Raw genomic sequence first — 18,494 nt, forward strand, 5'->3', positions numbered from 1 at the left:
CTACTTTTGCTTTATAAAAATTAGATTACTCGTATGGAAAAAGTTTGGTTTGTTACAGGAGCTTCCAAAGGTTTAGGCCTCTCGCTGGTAAAAAAACTAATCGCTACCGGACAGCGGGTAGCAGCTACTTCCCGGCACGCGGAGGCCCTTAGCGAGGCAGTAGGTACGTCTTCCGATCAGTTTCTGCCTTTGCAGGTAGACTTAGCTAACGAGGCCTCCGTTCGGGAAGCCGTGCAGAAAACCCAGGAAACCTTCGGTACGCTCGACGTAATTGTCAACAATGCCGGTTACGGGATCGGCGGTAGCATTGAAGAACTAACCGACGCCGAAACGCGTACCAGCTTCGATGTCAATGTCTTCGGTACCCTTAATGTCATTCGTGCCGTGATGCCGTACCTGCGGCAGCAACGGTCGGGGCATATCATCAATATTGCTTCCATCGCTGGCTTCGCAGCCAATACGGGTTGGGCTATTTACGGGGCCAGTAAGTTCGCAGTCGTGGGACTTTCCGAAGTACTCGCGGAAGATGTGAAGGAATTCGGTATCAAGGTGACCGTGCTTGAGCCCGGAGCCTTTCGCACGCAGTTTCTTACCAAAGAATCACTCGTGTTTGCTCAAAATCCCATTGAGGACTATCAGGCCATTCGTAACTCGCACGCTAAGTACGCAGCTATGGACGGCGTACAGCAGGGTGACCCCGAACGGGCAGCGGATGTTATGCTGGAGCTAGCAGCGATGGAACAGCCACCGGTTCGTTTATTTATGGGTAGCGACGCCTACCGACGGGCTTTACAGAAGCTGGAGATCGTTCGGCAGGATTTGGAAACGTATCAAAACCTTTCTTTCGCTACGGATTTTCAGTAAGGAAATAAAGTCAGAAAAGCCGAGGGGTTCCGCCAGTATTCATGCTGGCGGAACCCCTCGGCTTTTTTACATAGGACCCATAAGGATGAATCTATATACTGAATTATGGGTATTGTAAATAAACGTGAGATACTGGATTTTTACAGTAGTGAGGAAATAACGAATCCAGATTGATAACCTTTCCGGGTGGGCGGGGATAACGAAGTGAACCCGGTTCTGAGTGAAAGTATTTATTGCTACGCTACGTATACTCAGAAAGTTACAAATACTCGGTAACTTCATCTGTACTTGACAGTAGGGGTGTAGAATTAATGTATTTGATATACCTGTGAACCTGTTCTTTCTCCCGCACCTATTTATGATGAGTATTTTTATTGGTTTCGGCAGTTGCCTGTTATGCTTCTTCCTGAGGTACCAGGTCGAGTTACGAACGAGTGGAATGTATACCGCCAGTCGTTTAGCCCTAATTCAGACCTTACTCATTCATGCCGTTTTAGTACTTGTCTACAGTGAAACATGTTCCGCTTTTAACCAACTTAACACGCTAACGGCAACGGTTTACTGGATTGTGATTTCGGGCGTTTGGATGGGTTTGGGTATACGCAGGATGACGTTCACGGATAGGAATCTGTATCGCCAGTTCACACAAATTTTTACGTTTCGTACCTTCCCGACGGTCTATAAACTGATTTTCTGGATTACTATTCTGTTTTTCATCGCTCCTTTAGGCTTGCTGGCGGTGTACTCCACGCCTAATAATTACGACTCGAATAGTTACCATATCACCCGCATTCTAATCTGGCTGCTCAATCAAAACCTGGACCATTTCCCTACAACGCATGTTCAGCAACTGTACCATAATGTTTTTGCTGAATACCTGATTCTTCAGGTATTCTTACTTACGGGTACCGATCAGCTGATTAACGTTATTCAATTCGGGGCCATGCTGGGCTCACTATCCGTGGTAAGTTTAGTGGGCAAGCGACTAGGGATGGACTACAAAGGACAGTTTTTGATTGGTATTTTGCTGTTTACCTTACCGATTGGTATTTTCGAAAGTACGACTACGCAGAGTGATTACGTAGCCTGTTTTTTATTCCTCTGTTTTGTGTACGGTGGCCTTCAGCTAATCCATGCCTACACGTACAAAAATGGCTTACTCTGTTGTGTGGCTCTGGCTTTAGGGGGCTTCACGAAGTACCCGATTTTCTTTTTCGCCTGTCCCTTTGCCCTCTATTTCGGACTAACCTTCCTAATCCGTCAGGGGTTTAGACCTACGGCTCAGCTCTTAATTCTGGCGGTAGTTTGCATGATCCTAACATTTACTCCTTTCTTTACCCGAAACTATAGCCTTTTTCACCACGTACTGAGTCCGCCGGAAGGTTCTGCCTTTTTTGCGGAGAAAATTCCCTGCGATCGGCATTCGGTGGCTTACACCATTTCCAATGTGGTTAAAAACGCAGGTTTACACGTAGCTCTGCCCTACAACCACTACAATATCTTTATGGATTCCGTGATTCAATGGATTCATAAAAAGATCGGTGTATCCGTAAATGAACCCGCCATTAGTCTAAATGCGTACGCGACCACCTTTTCCGTACATGAAGACATGGTACCTAATACTTTGCATTTCATATTACTCTTAATTAACGTCATTTTTCTATTTTCTCAACGAGGTAGCAAGGAAGTAAAAATGCTCGTTATTTTATCGGTAATCGGTATGATGATCTTCTGTACGTTGCTGAAGTTCCAGTCCTGGAGTACACGAACTCACATGCCATTTTTTGCCGTTGGAACCATTGTGATTGGTTTCGTCTACCAAAAAATACTGAAACTCCGACAATCCGTTTTTATCGTTTTTCTGCTGTTGTCCTGTATTCCTTTTGTTTACGGTAATTCCAATAAAATGCTGATTCCAACGCGGTATTTTTCTAAAAAAATTGTTGCTCATATTCCCAAAACGGTCAATGTAAGTAGCCTGAAAATGAAGCATCAACTGGAACCTTCGCTGGGTCCGTATTATGATTTTAATTCAACGCTGGTGAAGTATTCGTATCCGATCAAGGACGTGTACCCTTACAGTGAACGAGTGAAGATCTTTTCAATGCTCGATGACGCTGGTTATTTTGATTTGGAAAAAGACGAAAATGTGTTCTGCATGGATCGAACGAAAGCGTATTTCATGAATCACATGCACGAGTACGAGCCGTTCCGTCAGGTACTATCCGCGATTGGAAGTGATGTAAAAAATGTGGGTTTCTTTTTTCGTGAAGGCGTCGGGTTCTATCACTTTTGGGCCAGCGTAGTACATCAGAATCATCCAAAAGTTCACTTCAATTATATCTATTACCCAGCCGGGTTTTCGTCGCTGCCAAATGCCAAACGTCCGTTTGCGTATAACTACATCTTAACGGATAATCTAGAGCTGGTGAAACAACACATCCCGGCTTCACGCATCGCTTCTATTCATTCGTCCAGTCGTTACCACGTCATTCAATTAAAAACCGTTTCTACCGAAACATATACGTACTGATGGATTACGTTACCGATCCATGGTCGAGTGCTTTTCGGTATCTCGCATACGTAAACTTACCCAAAGCGATAGGGCAATACAGGCCGTCAAGTACCAGTAAAACCAGTCGGCATGGCCTCGGTCCTTGAACAATAAGGCAATGTATTCGGCGGTGCCGCCAAATAACGCGACGGCCAGTGCGTAGGGGAAACTAACCCCCAGCGAACGAACGTGTACAGGAAAAAGCTCGGCTTTGATAATGGCCGAAATGGACGTACTCATGCTGAGGATCAGCATGGCCAGAATGATGAGTAACGTGGCCATCCAGCGATCCTGCGTATGACTGAGCAGGGTCAGAATCGGGTAAGTGGTCAGTACCGCCAGTATACCGTACAGAATCATCAGGCGTTTGCGGCCTATTTTATCGCCAAGTAGACCCAGGATGGGCTGGGCTAGCATGAAGACAATCAGGGTAACAACCATAATAGTGGTCGCATCGTTTTTGCTGAACCCGGCGGTATTGACCAGAAACTTCTGCATATACGTCGTGAAGGTGTAGTAGGAAACCGTCAGACCAATGGTGAAGCCGATGACCAACCGAAGTTCAGGGGCGTATTTGACGAGTTCTTTCAGCGAACCCCGTTGCTCCAGTCGCGTCGTTTCCTGAGCGAATGATTGCGTCTCGACGAGTCCCCGGCGTAGATAGATGGCCGAAAGAGACAGTATCGCTCCAATACCAAAAGGGATTCGCCAGCCCCACTCACTGAGTTGCTCAGACGTTAAGGCGTATCGTTGAAGAATCATCAAAATACCGAGGGCCACTAGTTGCCCCATCGTGGTGGTGACGTACTGAAAGCTGGAATAAAAGCCCCGCAGGTGTCGGGGAGCCATTTCGCTGAGGTACGTAGCCGCCGTACCATATTCACCACCAATACTAATGCCCTGAATCATGCGGGCGACTACCAGAATAAGCGGAGCCAGCAGACCAATCCGATCGTAACCGGGTACCAGGGCAATCAGTAAAGAGCCCGCACTCATGAGCAGTACCGAAAACGTGAGAGCTGATTTTCGACCGTAGCGGTCAGCGTAGCGTCCCATCAGCCAGCCGCCAATCGGCCGCATGAGGAAACCAATGGCAAAAATCCCGGCGGTATTGAGCAACTGAGCCGTTTCATTGTCTTTCGGAAAAAAGGCACTGGCGAAATACAGGGAAAAGACCGAGTAAGCGTACCAGTCGTACCACTCGATTAGGTTACCAATAGATCCGCCCAAAATGGAGCGAAATTGCTGACGAACGGAAAAGGTAGGTCTTGGAAGCGGAGTATTCATCGGATCACAGGGGAAGAGAGAAACAGCGAATTCTCCCGCAGAATACGATAAAATGACTGGAAAAGCTAGTGAGGTAGAGTGTGGAAGTTTAGGTTTGAAGTTTGATCGGTTTAAAGTTTAATAAGCATAGGGTTTGCTGGGTTGGGAGCAGACCGAACCAATGTAAATGAATAGCCCCGCGGAAGAGGCGGGGCTGTTAGGGAATCGGAGGGCTAGATGCGTTCGAATACCATCCGGTAGTGTTCCATGGTTTCCTGTTCAAAACACACGCGATTCGGGCTGACTCGGAATACCGCAATCAAATCCCGGAATGATTTATCACGCAGAAATTTGGGAATCAACGTAGCATAGAGCCAGTATTTCTGAAGATTGAATGCCCTGAAGCGCTTTCGCCACTGACCGATGGTTTCAATATAATCCAATCGCCCACTGCTTATCGAAACCAGTTTGAAATGCGGCTTTGCATTTTCAATCACCTGCTCCGACCCCGACGGAAGCCAAGAACCCGGAAACTGAGCAATCATTAAAGCCAACGCATAGGCGGGCGAATCCTTAGGAGCGTTCAGACTTATTTCCTCCAATGGAATCATGTTTTTGCCAAACACCATCGTCTGAATGTAGCAGCGTTTACCACGGGGTAATAAATCAGCTATATTCCGAAAGAAGTCAGCGTAGACCTGATCCTGCTTTCCAGCTTTAAATTCTTCGATGGAGCAAAAATGTTCCATCGCTCCCACACTAACGACGGCATCGAAGGAACCAAAATCGGAGGCTCTTACCTGACGACAATCTTTCAAAACCACGTCCAAGCCACTAGCTTGACAAGCCGCTGCCTGTCCCTGCGAAAGCGTGAGGCCCTTAACAGTGGCCCCTAGATTTTTAGCGTACGTCAGGAAAGGTCCCCAGCCGCAGCCCATATCCAAAACCCGTGATCCGGGTTCAATCTGCAGCTGATCCGCTATAAACTGATGTTTTCGTCGTTGGGCCTCTTCGAGCGAGAGCGAAAAATCTCCCTCGTACCGGGCACCGCTGTAATCACCATTCGGCCCTAAACTAAGGCGGAAAATTTTATCAATTGTAGTGTACGTAAAATCCAAATGTTCCTGAGATGCCATAGGAGTAGAAAGTAAAGGCCAAGGCTTGGTTGATCTACAGGAAAGTTATTGGTTTTAAAGGAAGATGGTTGCGGAAATAGAAATAGAATTCGATGCATATGAGATGATTTCTGATACTTAAGCAAACTTGATTTAGGGGATTTTTTGTGAGTATTTCTCAAAACAAGGATCTGTTACAAGTAATGATAACTGATGCTTATTTTGAGAAATTACATTACCTACTTATGAGATTGATATAATGCAATGTTTTGATGGCTAGTTGATTATAGATAATGTTTTTTGTTGAAGTTGTAATCTTTTAAATTTCTTTACTGAGTAAAAGAAAAGTAATAATCTTGATAGATTTTCTGGTAAGAGATTATCTTTATTTAGATATATATAATAGGTTGAGAAAAATTTAAAAGGTAAAAAAATACATGCCAAGAGGAGAGATAAATAAAGCTTAAAGAACAAATGAATACGTTATTGAATAAAACTATTAATTAATGCATTGATCTCCTCTTTTTGAGCTTGCGTACCTTCATCACACATATCGTTATGAATGGTATTTGTCAAAGTAATAATCTTGATTTTATACCTTTTCTGTTCTTCGCGTGTTGGCAGTACGCCTGGATCCGCGGGCTGATCGCTGGATCGGATGGAAAGGATACGGGGCTTATAGCTACGCGGCAGGGGCATGCGGCGATTATCCAGCGAAATGACTTGCGATACTAATTCAGGATACTGCTGGGCAAAGAGCATTGACATATCGCCGCCATTCGAATGCCCCACCAAGAGTACGTGTTTGAAATCTAGGTCAGGTTTCTGCTTCTGAAGGGATTGCAAGGTATAAAGAATAGTGGCCGCTCCTCTTTGCCAGTTCGGCATTCGCACTTCATAAGGCTTACCTGTAGTCGGGATGGGTTCATCGCCCGGTAATTCGTGAAGAATACTAACCACGTAGTAACCACGCTCGGCCAAATTAGTAGCAATAAAAGTGTAGGCGGTATGGCTGACCTTATAGCCATGACTCAGTATAGCTAACTTCAACTTTGATTTTGTTTGCTCGGGCCAGTAAAGTTGCAAAGGAATACGGCGGCTCCGGGCTTCGTCCAGCAAAGTCATTGAATCGATTTTGATGGGAACCTGACCCAATAGAGGGCATGAGGTAGTAAGAAGCAGGAAAAAGACGAAAATTCGGCAACGCACAGAAAGAGCAGGATTAGTTATTCTTTCTACAGTATAAGAAGAATCTGCTAAACCTGCTATATATACGAATGACTTTTGAAAACGAAAGGGCTGACAATAGCCTTACAATCAAACAAGGAAGCTAACAAAAAACGGCAGTCAGATTTTTACATCTAACTGCCGTTTGACTTTCGGTCGGGATGGCGGGATTCGAACCCACGACCCCTTGCACCCCATGCAAGTACGCTACCGGACTGCGCCACATCCCGAAATGTGGGTGCAAATATAGGGCTTAAAAGGGCGTTTGCGTGATTTTAGCCCAAGAATTTTTAATAAAAAAGCGTCCCGAAACTAGTTCGGAACGCTAAAGTATTGAAGGTCAATTAAGAGTAACTTAAATTAATTACGGCCACCTACGGCACCACTGCCGCCCTGACGCTGTTGTTGCATCGGGTTTTGGGGCTGCTGACCACCCTGGCGTTGCTTGAACATCTGGAAACGCGTGGGCTGAGCCGCCTGACGGGGATAGCTGTTGTTTTCCGTATCGATATCGGCAATTTCTTGGAAGGGGTCCAGCGTCCATTGAGTAACCTTCTTATCCGTCGGAATGATTTTCTTGATGCTGACATCGTTCATCCGCCAGATTTCAGCCGGGAAACGGAATACTTCCGTAGTTCCGTCTTCGTATTTCGCCTGAAGAATCACGGGCATCGGTACACCACCTTTGTTTTTCAGGTTCAGCGTATAGAAATTCTTGCCGGATTGCAGCAATTTCCGCTCGTCTTCCGTCAGCGTGGCTAAGTATTCTGCGTATTTTTTCTTATCGGCTTCCGTAACCGCGTATCGATCGTAGCTGTTGTAGAAGTCATTCATCGCCGGATTCGCTTCTACGACCGTTTGCTTGATGTCTTTTTTGTTCCGTTCTACGGCCATCGTTTGACGTTTCTTTTCGTCCACGGCTTTCTGAGCAGCCTTGGCAATCGCCGGGTCCATCGCATCGATGGCAAACCATTCGACTTCGGCTAAATCCTGATCGACGGGTTCTACGCCATAGAACCAGCCTTTCCAGAACCAGTCCAGATCCACCCCTGAAGCGTCTTCCATGGTACGGAAGAAGTCCGCCGGAGTCGGGTGCTTGAAGGCCCAGCGACGAGCATATTCCTGAAACGCGTAATCGAATAATTCACGACCCATGACGGTTTCACGCAAAATGTTCAGAGCCGTAGCGGGTTTTGCGTAGGCGTTCGGACCGAACTGCATGATGTTATCTGAGGAAGCCATGATCGGTACCTGCGTGTTAGGAGCCGATTTCATGTAATCCACAATGTATTGAGGCTCACCGCGACGGCTGGGGTAGTTACGATCCCATTCCTGCTCGGCCAGGTATTGGCAGAAAGTATTCAAACCTTCGTCCATCCACGACCACTGACGCTCATCTGAGTTCACAATCATCGGGAAGAAGTTGTGACCTACTTCGTGGATGATTACACCAATCATACCGTATTTCACGGATTCAGAATACGTACCATCCGATTCCGGACGACCACCATTGAAGCTGATCATCGGATATTCCATTCCACCGCCGGGGGTAGCGTGGCAGGAAATCGCCACGGGGTAGGGGTACGGAATGGTACGGGCCGAGTAACTCTTCAGCGTATGGGCCACCACCTGCGTCGAGTATTTCTCCCAGAGCGGGTTTCCTTCTTTCGAGAAGTAGCTCATACACAAGATGTCTTTACCCTGTACGTTCGTCATCATGGCATCCCAGATGAACTTACGGCTGCTGGTAAAGGCAAAGTCACGCACGTTATCGGCTTTGAATACCCAGGTTTTCTTACCCGTTGCCTTATTTTTCTCGGCGGCTACGGCTTCATCCTGCGTAACGATTAGCGTAGGCTCTTTGAAGTTTTTCTTCGCTTTGTTCAGGCGGTCCATCTGTGTTTTGGATAGTACCTGCGAATAGTTCTGGCACTCACCCGTGGCACCCACAATGTGGTCGTTGGGAGCAGTGATGGCTACTTTATAGTTACCGAAAGGTACCGTAAACTCACCCTGACCCAGGAATTGCTTGTGTTGCCAGCCGTTTACGTCATCATAGACCGCCATCCGGGGGAACCAATGGGCGATGAAGTAATTGTAGTTCCCATCTTTGAAAAACTCATAACCCGAGCGGCCGTAGTATTCCGTGATGTTGTAATTCCATTCGACCGAAAAGCTTACGGATTGATTGGGCTTCAAAGGCGTCGGTAAATCCACCCGCATCATGGTGTGGTTGGTTACCGTATGCAGGGGATTGCCCTTAGCATCTTTCACCGAAAGGATATTGTATCCGTACTCCTTGGCATTACCTCCGGCCAGCTTCGTCAATTGAGCCGCCGACATACCCTGGGGATTGACGCCACCTAACTGCGTCGTAGCTCCGATCGCATCCTTCTTGAATAAGTTCTGATCCAGTTGAATCCAGAGGTACGGCAGATCGTCCGGTGAGTGATTGAAGTAGGTAACCGTTTCGGAACCGATGATGCGTTGGTTAGCATCGTCAAGCTCCACTTTAATGTCATAATCAGCCCGTTGTTGCCAGTACTCTTTGCCGGGGGCTCCGGAAGCTGAACGGGTAGAGTTAGGCGTAGGCAGAGCCGTGCCTAATTGTTCGAAGCGGGTGTTGGCATTGAACTCCGCTGAGGGAAGATTGCCCCGTTGGGCGTACACTGAAGGCCAAAACGCACAAAAGGTGCCGATGGCCAGAATCAATCGTCTCATCCGTGATGAAGCTAAAATTAGGTGAACAGTGCTTCGAAGATACAGAAAATTTGGCGAACGTCGAGTGAAAGCGTTTAGCCTTCGGCGATTGGGGGAATTTCCGCGACAAGTAGTTAAATCTGAGATTAAAATTCAGACTGCTTTCAGGTAAAAGGCTCAAAATCAAGGTAGAGCCATATTATCAAATTGTTAAGCCCACCCCCGCGAAACTTCACTTTCTGATAAAACTGCCGAAAAACTCAGGTAACACGCCCGAGCGAATTTTGTGCCAGCAACTACCAATTGAAACGAATCAACTTATGAAACCCTCACAGACGCATATGCAACGTCTACTATTTACCTGTTTTCTGACCCTCACCGGCTTTATCTCCCTAGCCCAGACTGGAATTATTCGTGGTAAAATCAACGATGCCAAAACCAAGGAAGGTATCATTGGAGCAACGGTTCGACTCGATGGGACGAACTTGGGTACCCAAACCGACGCCACGGGAGCGTTCACGATCAACAACATTCCCGCGGGAACTCACAAAGTATTTGTCACCTACATTTCGTACCAAACCCGCGAAATCCCCACAGTGCGGGTAGAATCGGGCAATACGACGGTACTGGAAACGGAACTGGTCGAAGAAGGAAAGAACCTTTCCGACGTAGTGGTTCGGGCCGCTCGTTCCACCAACACCGAAGTAGCGGTTATTTCCGAAATCAAGCAATTCAAACCGATTGCCGTAGGGATCTCCGCTTCTCAAATTCAGAAATCACAAGACAGGGATGCGGCCGCTGCGATCCGCCGGGTACCGGGTATCTCCATTGTTGACAACCGCTTTGTACTGGTGCGGGGCCTTGGGTCTCGTTACAATACGGTAATGGTCAACGATATGATTACACCTTCTACGGAAGTAGATGTAAGAGCTTTCTCGTTTGATTTGATTCCTAGTAACATTCTCGACCGCATGATTATCTTCAAATCAGGTGCGGCCGAATTACCCGGCGACTTTGCCGGTGGGGTTATCAAGATTTATACCAAACGTAAACCCGACAATAATTTTACCGATGCCGGTTTTACGCTGGGTTATCGTGGCAATACGACTTTCAGAAACGCACAAACGCACGATCGGGGTAGTCTGGCTTGGTTAGGTTTGTGGGATAAGTCTCAGCAAATCCCTTCCAGCTTCCCAACGGATGCCAATACGTTCAATACCTTACCCTCGGCCTTACGGGCTTCGTATGCTCAATTATTTCCCAATAGCTGGGCGTTAAAGAACATCAGTATTGCTCCGGATATGCGTTTCGCTTTCAACATGGGCCGCCGGTTTGATGTAGGACAAACGCGAATCAGTAACCTGACGAGCATCAACTATTCGATGACGAATCAGTTTGCCGACATTGACCTAAAAACATTTAACAACGGTACCATCGCCAACGACGTTGCTCAGCAATACAATGATGCTACGTACCAACGCAATACTCGCTTAGGCATCCTGCATAACTGGAATTTCAAATTCTCTCCTTCCTTTACGCTGGAGTGGAAAACGCTCTTCAATCAGTTAGGCAATACGGAAACGATTGTTCGAAATGGTGAAAACGTCATTGAATCACGCGACATTATTTCGTACTCTGAACGCTTCGAAAACCGGAGTATTCTGACGAGCCAGTTGTCAGGAGAGAACATCCTGAGCGACCAAACGAAACTTGACTGGATGGCTGGTCTGGGTTACACCGGCCGTTGGGAGCCCGACTGGAAACGCATTCGCTATCAGCGGGAGCAAGTGAGCGAAGGCCCTCAGAATGAGTTTGCTGTATCTACGCCTAATAACCCTAGTCCGCTGGAATCAGGCCGCTTCTGGTCAAAAACGCACGAGTATCTGTACTCAGCAGCCGTGAATGTTCAGACGAAATTTGGTAATCCAGCGGATCGGGAACCGGCGGTACTGCGGTACGGATTTTACGCTGAACAGAAAAATCGGGATTTCAACGCTCGTTTCTACGGATATCAAAGACAAGGAAATGTACAGGCCATTAATACGCTGCCCATTGGCCAGGTTTTTGGAAATGACAATATCGGAGGTGTAGAAGGAAACTACTCCCTCCTCGATGGAACCAAGACGATCGATTCTTATACGGCTCATAACACCTACCTGGCGGGTTACGTAGGCGGGGACATTAACTTGAGTCCCAAAACTAGCCTGACGCTTGGCTTCCGGGGTGAGTACAACATGCGGACGCTGAGCAACCCGCTGCAAACGAATCTGGTAAACCAAAAGATTTTCAGTCCGCTTCCCTCGCTGAACTTTACGTATAAGCTTAACGACAAGCAAAACATTCGTTTGGCGTACTCGTATACGGTGAACCGTCCGGAGTTCCGGGAGCAAGCTCCTTTCAGCTATTATGATTTCGCCCTGAATGCGGACGTACGCGGGAACCAAACGCTGAAGACGACCAATATTCAAAACCTCGATGCCAAGTGGGAATACTACCCGACGCAAGGCGAACTGATTTCGGTAACGGCTTTCTACAAGGATTTCAAGAATCCGATCGAAAACTTCCTGTTACCCCAGGCCAATGGATTGGCTTACACCTTCATCAATAGTAACAACGCCACGAATTATGGCGTAGAGGTGGAACTCCGCAAATCGCTGGCTTCAACGGATGTTAAGTTCCTGAAAGACCTGACGCTGATTGGTAACGTGTCCCTCATTAAGAGTACGATCAATTTGGGTGACGTCGTAGCTGCTCCAGATTTGTCAGGTGAAATTCAGAATTACGACCTGACGGGAATTACCGATAAAAAGCGGTCGATGATGAACCAGTCACCGTACCTGATTAACGCTGGTGTGTACTACGCCAATGCCAATGGCTGGCAGGCAAACGTGCTGTACAACGTGGCGGGTCCCCGGATCTTCGCGGTTGGTAACGTGAATAGTCCCACGGTTTACGAAATGCCCCGCAATGTCATTGACCTGAACGTAAGCAAGACCTTCAACAAACGTTGGGAAGTTCGCCTGGGTATTCAGGATTTGCTGAACCAGTCGATTCGCCTGAGCCAGGATTTCAATCGTAACTCAAAAATCGATAAAGACGTAACCTCGCAAACGGCCAATGCCGACCAAACGATCCGTAGCTTCAAACGAGGCTCTTACAGCACGTTAAGCTTGGTGTATTCATTCGGAAGAACCTTGATTCCCTAAATAACCAATAACAGCGAGTACCTATCACACAGTTTAACTAAATCCAAATTGTTCATGCAACTGTTCAAACAAGCACGGTATGGAATGCTGGTCATTGCGGCCGGATTAGCCACTGCTTCCTGTAACAACGACGATTCCCCTGCTCCTGTAGTGACGATTGCTTCGGTTAATCCGACCAGCGGACCTGTAGGCTCTGATATTACGATTACAGGTACTGAATTTGGTAGCGACACGACGGGCGTTCGGGTAACCTTCACCGGTGGAGCCTTAGCGAAAGTAAAAACGATTGCTCCTACCTCGATCGTAGCCACGGTTCCGGCGGGTGCTCAGGATGGTCCCATTACCGTTAAAATCGGATCAAAATCAGCAGTAACCAGCCCGTCTGCCTTTACGCTGGGCAACAAGACGGTAATCGAAGTAAGCAACGAAATTGCCGCCAGTACTACCTGGGAAGCATCAAAAGTATACGTTATCAAGGGTTTTGTTTACGTAAGATCAGGAGCAACACTGACGATTCAGCCCGGTACCATTATCAAAGGTGGTCTGCCTGCTCAGGATCCTTCGGGTCAGCAACGAGGCGGTACACTGATCGTACAACCTGGTGCTAAATTAATGGCCATAGGTACGGCTAGCCAACCCATCGTATTTACTTCCTCGAAAGCTGCTGGAAGCCGTAACTACGGTGACTGGGGTGGGGTAGTACTGATCGGTAAAGCTCCGATCAACCGTCCGGGTGCAACCAACTTTGAAGGTGGTATCTCAGGAACGACGGGAACGTATAGCGATGCAGCCGACAACTCCGGTACCTTGAAATACGTACGGATCGAATTTGGCGGTATTGCTTTATCTAACCGTGATAACTCAGAAATCAACGGTTTGACGATGTACGGTGTGGGTAACGGAACGACGATCGAAAATGTACAGGTTTCTTACTCCGGTGATGATTCCTTCGAGTGGTTCGGCGGTACGGTAAACGCTAAATATCTGGTTGCTTTCCGTGGCTTTGACGATGATTGGGATACGGATTGGGGCTATTCTGGGAAAGTACAGTTTGCTCTTTCTCTGCGTGATCCAAACGTAGCGGATCAGTCTACTTCAAACGGTTTTGAGTCGGATAACTTCGATCCCGGTACGCCCGCTAACGGTGCTAACGATGGATTACCCTTGACAGGTGCTGTTTTTGCTAACGTAAGTAACTTCGTTTTCCAGGGTGCTCCTAGCTCCGCTACTACGTCCAATGGTTCCGGTGCTTTCGGTCGCGGTATGCACTTGCGTCGGAATACGTCCATTAGCGTTTTCAACAGCTTACTGGTAGGTTACCCCGAAGGCTTGCGTTTAGATGGTACGACGACCTTGGCAAACGCGACTTCCAATGGAATGCAACTGCGTGGCATCGTACTGGCGAACATGACGACGCCTGTCAATGGTGCAGGTGGCGTAACGGCTGATCAGGCAACGGCTTTCTTTAACACGACGGAGTACGCCAACCAAATTGTAACGCTGGCGAGCCTGGGTACGTTAGGACTGAATGCTAATAACTTCAACTTAGCTTCACCGGCCTTCACGGTTGGTTCTTCTTCACCGCTGTTGAGTGGTGCCGTTTGGACGGGCAAAGGAGCCGATTCATTCTTCCAGAAAGTAAACTATCGCGGAGCATTTAACGCTACGGATAACTGGACGGCTGGATGGACTAACTTTAATCCGCAGAATACGAACTACGACAAATAGACATTACGGATTTTTCATATTGGTGTTGCTCGAAAAGCCGGAGGTGCTGCCTCCGGTTTTTTCTTTATTTAATACTTTATTAATATTAGATAAATATTATAGATATATACGTCATTTATTTTTGTGATAAATCTGAACTTTTAAAAAATGAAAAAAATACTACTTTTGTTTTTAGTTTTACTGAGTATAATAATCTCATGTAAAAATGATAACATATCTTTAGAAGATTTTAACGATAAAAATAAGAATAATGAAATAGAAAGATTTAAAGAAGCACTTAAGGTTCAGCTTAGTAAAAATATAGATGCTAATAATTATATTAAAGATTATAATATATCGTGGAGTATGTCTCTAAAGAAGTATTTCGCCAATGGAAAAGTTTACTTACAGGTACCTATTCAAAATACTAAGAAAGAAGACAGATTATTTTATTATAACGATTTAAAAAAATCTATCAAAGCTCCAGATCTACAAATTTTATATTATAAGGATTCTTTAGGTCAAGAAATTCTGCAATTAATGGAAATGCTCCCAGATGTAGACTATGCAAGAAAGCATGGAGAATTTACTGAAGATTTTTCATTTTCTGGATTGCAATTATTTAGAGACTTAGATGGTAAATTAATGAACGGATACCGTTTTAAAGATGGTAAACGTATTTCTAAGGTGTTTCCTGGCGTGAGTAACGGAAGAATAAATGGGGAGGTCTGTATTATAAGTTATAGACAATACTATACTGCATCATGTTTCAATGCTTCTGGTATTATTGTCAAAGGAACTAATGTTTTATATACTAACCAGACTGGTCCTATAGCTCCCGGATGTCCATATGAGCAAGGTTATACTTGTTTCTGTTATGTACCAACTGACTCACCAGAAGTACTGTCAGAAGTTTGTACTTATATTCCGGATGATCCAACAAATCCTGGAACAGGTACAGGGTCAATAGCACTGAAGGAGCTTGAAGTAGATAAGCTTAAATTATTGGGTCCTTGTCCTGGTTTAAATAATTGGAGAAATTTAGTTATTCAACAACCAGAAAATTTTATAAAGAATAAATTAGCTGCTTTACCTAGTTATACTCCTTTTACTTCAACTATTCCAACTCTGGTTAATGTACCTGGCGATTGGTATGTTCATGCCATTTCTAATGCTGAAGGTGTCGCAATAAATTTAGATGAATATTCTGTATACTTGGATGATCTTCCTATGTTAAATGGACATAGAATGTCTATAGCAGAATTTTCAGAATATATTCGTTTACATATAAATGATTTTGTTGATAATAGTAAAGCGACTTTTAATCCTCATAGTCAAACGGGACACAATGAAAGTGCTATTTGGAATAGCTCTAACCCATTAGGGGCTATCATTTCAATTGCCATACCAGGTGATTATGGTTCAGTTATCACTACTGGGTTTTCACCAGGTGGTTTCGGATCTGCTGGTTGGACTTTTTCAACTATTCACGATCCTTGGAATGGAGATCATCCAGTTAGTGGAAATCGTTATTTTGGTGTTTACGAGCAAGGCAGCGGTTATGTGGTTTTCACCCAAGGAGCAGATCGTATAACGAATTACTTAGGCTCTCTAATGGGATGGGCTACGAACGCTGCTAATGGGACCGAGTTTCAGTTCACTCAATCTGATATTTTATGGAAAAGCTTTCAGTCTAAAATATCTCAATTTGCAAATACACATGGTACGTCTTCGCAAATTAGGGCAGCTAAACAATATACTCCTAACTGGAATAAAATTAAAGAAGCTTTGCAATCTAATAAATCACTAGATACTGTTCCTTGTAATAATTAACAATGATATGTTTAAATTATTTTTTAAGTATGCTATTGCCTTTTATTTCTGTTTATTTATTTACGTATGTTTTGCTGCTTTAATTGCAACAGAATATGGAGGTGCTGCAGCTTATCCTGGGAATAGTAAATACTCATCATTTATTATGTTTTGTTTTGACCTTTTTATTTATGTAGTATTGATGTATTTCCCGGTATATTTATTTATTCCAATTTTATATCATTTGATTATTATATATTTTAAAATTAAAATCTATAAACATTTAATTATAATGGCTGGTTTTTTGAGTGGACTTGTAGGGACAATATTTTTATGTATTAAAATAATTAAAAGTAATGTTTGGGGGTTAGATATATCTATTTTAATCTTAACTGGTTTAATATACGGATTAATTGATGCTACCTTAATTAATAAAGTGAGTGTATCATAGTATAAATGATAATTAAATCGATTTAATATAAAAAAGCTCCGTTAGTTTTCTAACGGAGCTTTTTTATATTAGAATTAGTACTTATCTTAATACCCCGCATTCTGCGTATACAACCCTGGCTGAGCGTCCAGCTCGGCCTGTGGCAGAGGATAAATGATGTATTCTTTCACAAAGGTTTGCATTTGTTTCTGTACATCTTCTTTGGCTATCCAGGCTGGAATGAGGGTGGTAATTTGTCCGCTGCGAACGAGGTCGTGCCAGCGAGTGCCTTCGGCGGCGAATTCTAGGCGACGTTCGTCGTAGAGTTGAGCCAGCGTTACATTGGAAGTGGCTTCTAGTCCCGCCCGCGTACGTACCTGATTGACAATAGCATCCACATCCGCCTGACTGCCCGTAGCTCCTTTGAGTATACACTCGGCTTTCAGCATCAGAATGTCTGTATAGCGGCTGACGATGAAGTTGATGGGCCAGTCGACCCGGTTCACGGGCACTTTCGTCAGATCAATGTATTTCTTGAAAAAGGACCGATTTTCAGTTACACCGTTGTAGGTATAGCCCGTTTGAATATTGAAAGCTTTCCGGACATCTTTCGCCGGGTACTGATTCAAGAGATCATTCGCTACGGGACGAATCGTCAGGCCGCCCTGCGTGGGTTTTCCGTTCGATTGAAACCAGGTATCGGGAGCGAGTAACCAGGGAAATGTACCCCCCACAACCGGCGTCAGACCCGTGACGTATTGAATGTCAAAAATTACTTCTGGGTTATTTTCATTAGTGTATGAAAAGATGTCGCTGTATTTGGCCACCAGTGCGTACTTCCCACTGGCGATAATATCATTGAGTTGAGCCAGAGCCAGATTCCATTCGTTTAATCCCAGACCAGGTCCCTCAATGGAGTAGTTCGGAGCCGAGCGGGTCATGTACACCAGGGCCAGAATCGCTTTGGCGGCAAACTTCGTGGCTCGTCCACGCTCGGCCGTAGCGTAGGTTTCAGGCAGGTTGGCTACGGCGAATTGCAGGTCCGATAAAATCAGGTTATACACATCCGTAACCGAGCTTCGCTGAATGGTTTTGGCTTCCGCCGCCGTAACCGGGTGATCAATGACGGGTACTTTTCCGAATAAGCGAACCAGATCGAAGTACATAAAAGCCCGCAGAAACTTGGCTTCCGCCTCCAGCCGCGTACGCAGTGTGGCATCGGTGATGATCGAACCTTTTTGTACGAGCTGATCCAGCACGACGTTGGCCCGGTAAATGCCGTTGAAGTTGACATTCCAGGCATCCGTAACGTAGGGGTTACTGGCAATCGTTTTGTGAAAACTATTGATGCCTTCCCAGTCGCGTACACCCCCGTCGGAAACGGCGTATAAATTGTCCGAACGCGTTTCGGAAAGGTTGAGTAACCGATCCGGGTAAGTCCGCAAATCGCTGTATACGGCATTGACCCCCTGAATGAAATCAGCCTGCTGGGTATAAAAGGTTTCGGTGGTACCCGCAGAAATCGGCGTTTGGTATAAATCATCCGTGCAGGAAGTAACCAGGGCTGTCAAGAACGCGGTTACTAGTAAATATCGTCTTTTCATGGAAGTCCA

At 45.6% G+C, this 18,494-nt stretch carries 11 protein-coding genes and 1 tRNA gene; 6 read left to right on the forward strand and 6 right to left on the reverse strand.

The genetic code is table 11. From position 1 onward, the window contains the following. Positions 1 to 33: 33 nt before the first annotated feature. Together C5O19_RS01340 and C5O19_RS01345 are read left to right on the forward strand one after the other, a co-directional pair. Positions 34 to 864, forward strand: a complete 831-nt coding sequence (locus C5O19_RS01340) for an oxidoreductase (protein WP_104709573.1) — start codon at positions 34 to 36, stop codon at positions 862 to 864. Positions 865 to 1,222: 358 nt separating this feature from the next. Beyond that, positions 1,223 to 3,397: an ArnT family glycosyltransferase gene (locus C5O19_RS01345; protein ID WP_104709574.1), complete on the forward strand. Its 2,175-nt coding sequence runs from the start codon at positions 1,223 to 1,225 to the stop codon at positions 3,395 to 3,397. A 9-nt stretch (positions 3,398 to 3,406) separates the two neighbouring features. Here C5O19_RS01345 and C5O19_RS01350 read toward each other — a convergent pair whose 3' ends face one another. The 5 genes from C5O19_RS01350 to C5O19_RS01370 form a co-directional block, all read right to left on the reverse strand. Further along, positions 3,407 to 4,705: an MFS transporter gene (locus tag C5O19_RS01350; protein WP_104709575.1), complete on the reverse strand. Its 1,299-nt coding sequence runs from the start codon at positions 4,703 to 4,705 to the stop codon at positions 3,407 to 3,409. A 212-nt stretch (positions 4,706 to 4,917) separates the two neighbouring features. Then, a complete protein-coding gene (locus C5O19_RS01355; protein WP_104709576.1) occupies positions 4,918 to 5,820 on the reverse strand; it encodes an SAM-dependent methyltransferase in 903 nt (300 codons plus the stop codon). A 462-nt stretch (positions 5,821 to 6,282) separates the two neighbouring features. Further along, positions 6,283 to 6,849 carry an alpha/beta fold hydrolase gene (locus C5O19_RS01360; RefSeq protein ID WP_243406299.1) on the reverse strand — a complete coding sequence of 189 codons (567 nt, stop codon included), beginning with the start codon at positions 6,847 to 6,849 and terminating at the stop codon, positions 6,283 to 6,285. A gap of 333 nt (positions 6,850 to 7,182) precedes the next feature. Next, positions 7,183 to 7,256: transfer RNA gene (locus tag C5O19_RS01365), tRNA-Pro, on the reverse strand. Between the two features lie 130 nt (positions 7,257 to 7,386). Beyond that, positions 7,387 to 9,747 (reverse strand): M1 family metallopeptidase, encoded by a 2,361-nt coding sequence (locus tag C5O19_RS01370; protein ID WP_104709578.1) that lies wholly within the window; start codon positions 9,745 to 9,747, stop codon positions 7,387 to 7,389. A gap of 320 nt (positions 9,748 to 10,067) precedes the next feature. On the opposite strand from C5O19_RS01370, the gene C5O19_RS01375 reads away from it, so the two are divergent. The 4 genes from C5O19_RS01375 (at position 10,068) to C5O19_RS01390 (ending at position 16,902) form a co-directional block, all read left to right on the forward strand. After that, positions 10,068 to 12,932: a TonB-dependent receptor gene (locus tag C5O19_RS01375; RefSeq protein WP_104709579.1), complete on the forward strand. Its 2,865-nt coding sequence runs from the start codon at positions 10,068 to 10,070 to the stop codon at positions 12,930 to 12,932. Positions 12,933 to 12,986: 54 nt separating this feature from the next. Then, on the forward strand, positions 12,987 to 14,660 hold the full coding sequence (locus tag C5O19_RS01380) for an IPT/TIG domain-containing protein (RefSeq protein ID WP_104709580.1): 1,674 nt from the start codon (positions 12,987 to 12,989) through the stop codon (positions 14,658 to 14,660). A gap of 147 nt (positions 14,661 to 14,807) precedes the next feature. Continuing rightward, positions 14,808 to 16,472 carry a hypothetical protein gene (locus C5O19_RS01385; RefSeq protein WP_104709581.1) on the forward strand — a complete coding sequence of 555 codons (1,665 nt, stop codon included), beginning with the start codon at positions 14,808 to 14,810 and terminating at the stop codon, positions 16,470 to 16,472. A gap of 7 nt (positions 16,473 to 16,479) precedes the next feature. Then, positions 16,480 to 16,902, forward strand: a complete 423-nt coding sequence (locus C5O19_RS01390; protein WP_104709582.1) for a hypothetical protein — start codon at positions 16,480 to 16,482, stop codon at positions 16,900 to 16,902. 86 nt (positions 16,903 to 16,988) lie between these two features. Here C5O19_RS01390 and C5O19_RS01395 read toward each other — a convergent pair whose 3' ends face one another. After that, a complete protein-coding gene (locus C5O19_RS01395) occupies positions 16,989 to 18,485 on the reverse strand; it encodes a RagB/SusD family nutrient uptake outer membrane protein (RefSeq protein ID WP_104709583.1) in 1,497 nt (498 codons plus the stop codon). Positions 18,486 to 18,494: the final 9 nt, after the last annotated feature.

The organism is Siphonobacter curvatus (assembly GCF_002943425.1).
In the GTDB taxonomy this organism is placed as follows: domain Bacteria; phylum Bacteroidota; class Bacteroidia; order Cytophagales; family Spirosomataceae; genus Siphonobacter; species Siphonobacter curvatus.

Excerpts from the sequence above, each read along its gene's own strand:
- C5O19_RS01340 (WP_104709573.1), top strand. The coding sequence starts at position 34 with ATGGAAAAAGTTTGGTTTGTTACAGGAGCTTCCAAAGGTTTAGGCCTC.
- C5O19_RS01345 (WP_104709574.1), top strand. The coding sequence starts at position 1,223 with ATGATGAGTATTTTTATTGGTTTCGGCAGTTGCCTGTTATGCTTCTTC.
- C5O19_RS01350 (WP_104709575.1), bottom strand. The coding sequence starts at position 4,705 with ATGAATACTCCGCTTCCAAGACCTACCTTTTCCGTTCGTCAGCAATTT.
- C5O19_RS01355 (WP_104709576.1), bottom strand. The coding sequence starts at position 5,820 with ATGGCATCTCAGGAACATTTGGATTTTACGTACACTACAATTGATAAA.
- C5O19_RS01370 (WP_104709578.1), bottom strand. The coding sequence starts at position 9,747 with ATGAGACGATTGATTCTGGCCATCGGCACCTTTTGTGCGTTTTGGCCT.
- C5O19_RS01375 (WP_104709579.1), top strand. The coding sequence starts at position 10,068 with ATGCAACGTCTACTATTTACCTGTTTTCTGACCCTCACCGGCTTTATC.
- C5O19_RS01380 (WP_104709580.1), top strand. The coding sequence starts at position 12,987 with ATGCAACTGTTCAAACAAGCACGGTATGGAATGCTGGTCATTGCGGCC.
- C5O19_RS01385 (WP_104709581.1), top strand. The coding sequence starts at position 14,808 with ATGAAAAAAATACTACTTTTGTTTTTAGTTTTACTGAGTATAATAATC.
- C5O19_RS01390 (WP_104709582.1), top strand. The coding sequence starts at position 16,480 with ATGTTTAAATTATTTTTTAAGTATGCTATTGCCTTTTATTTCTGTTTA.
- C5O19_RS01395 (WP_104709583.1), bottom strand. The coding sequence starts at position 18,485 with ATGAAAAGACGATATTTACTAGTAACCGCGTTCTTGACAGCCCTGGTT.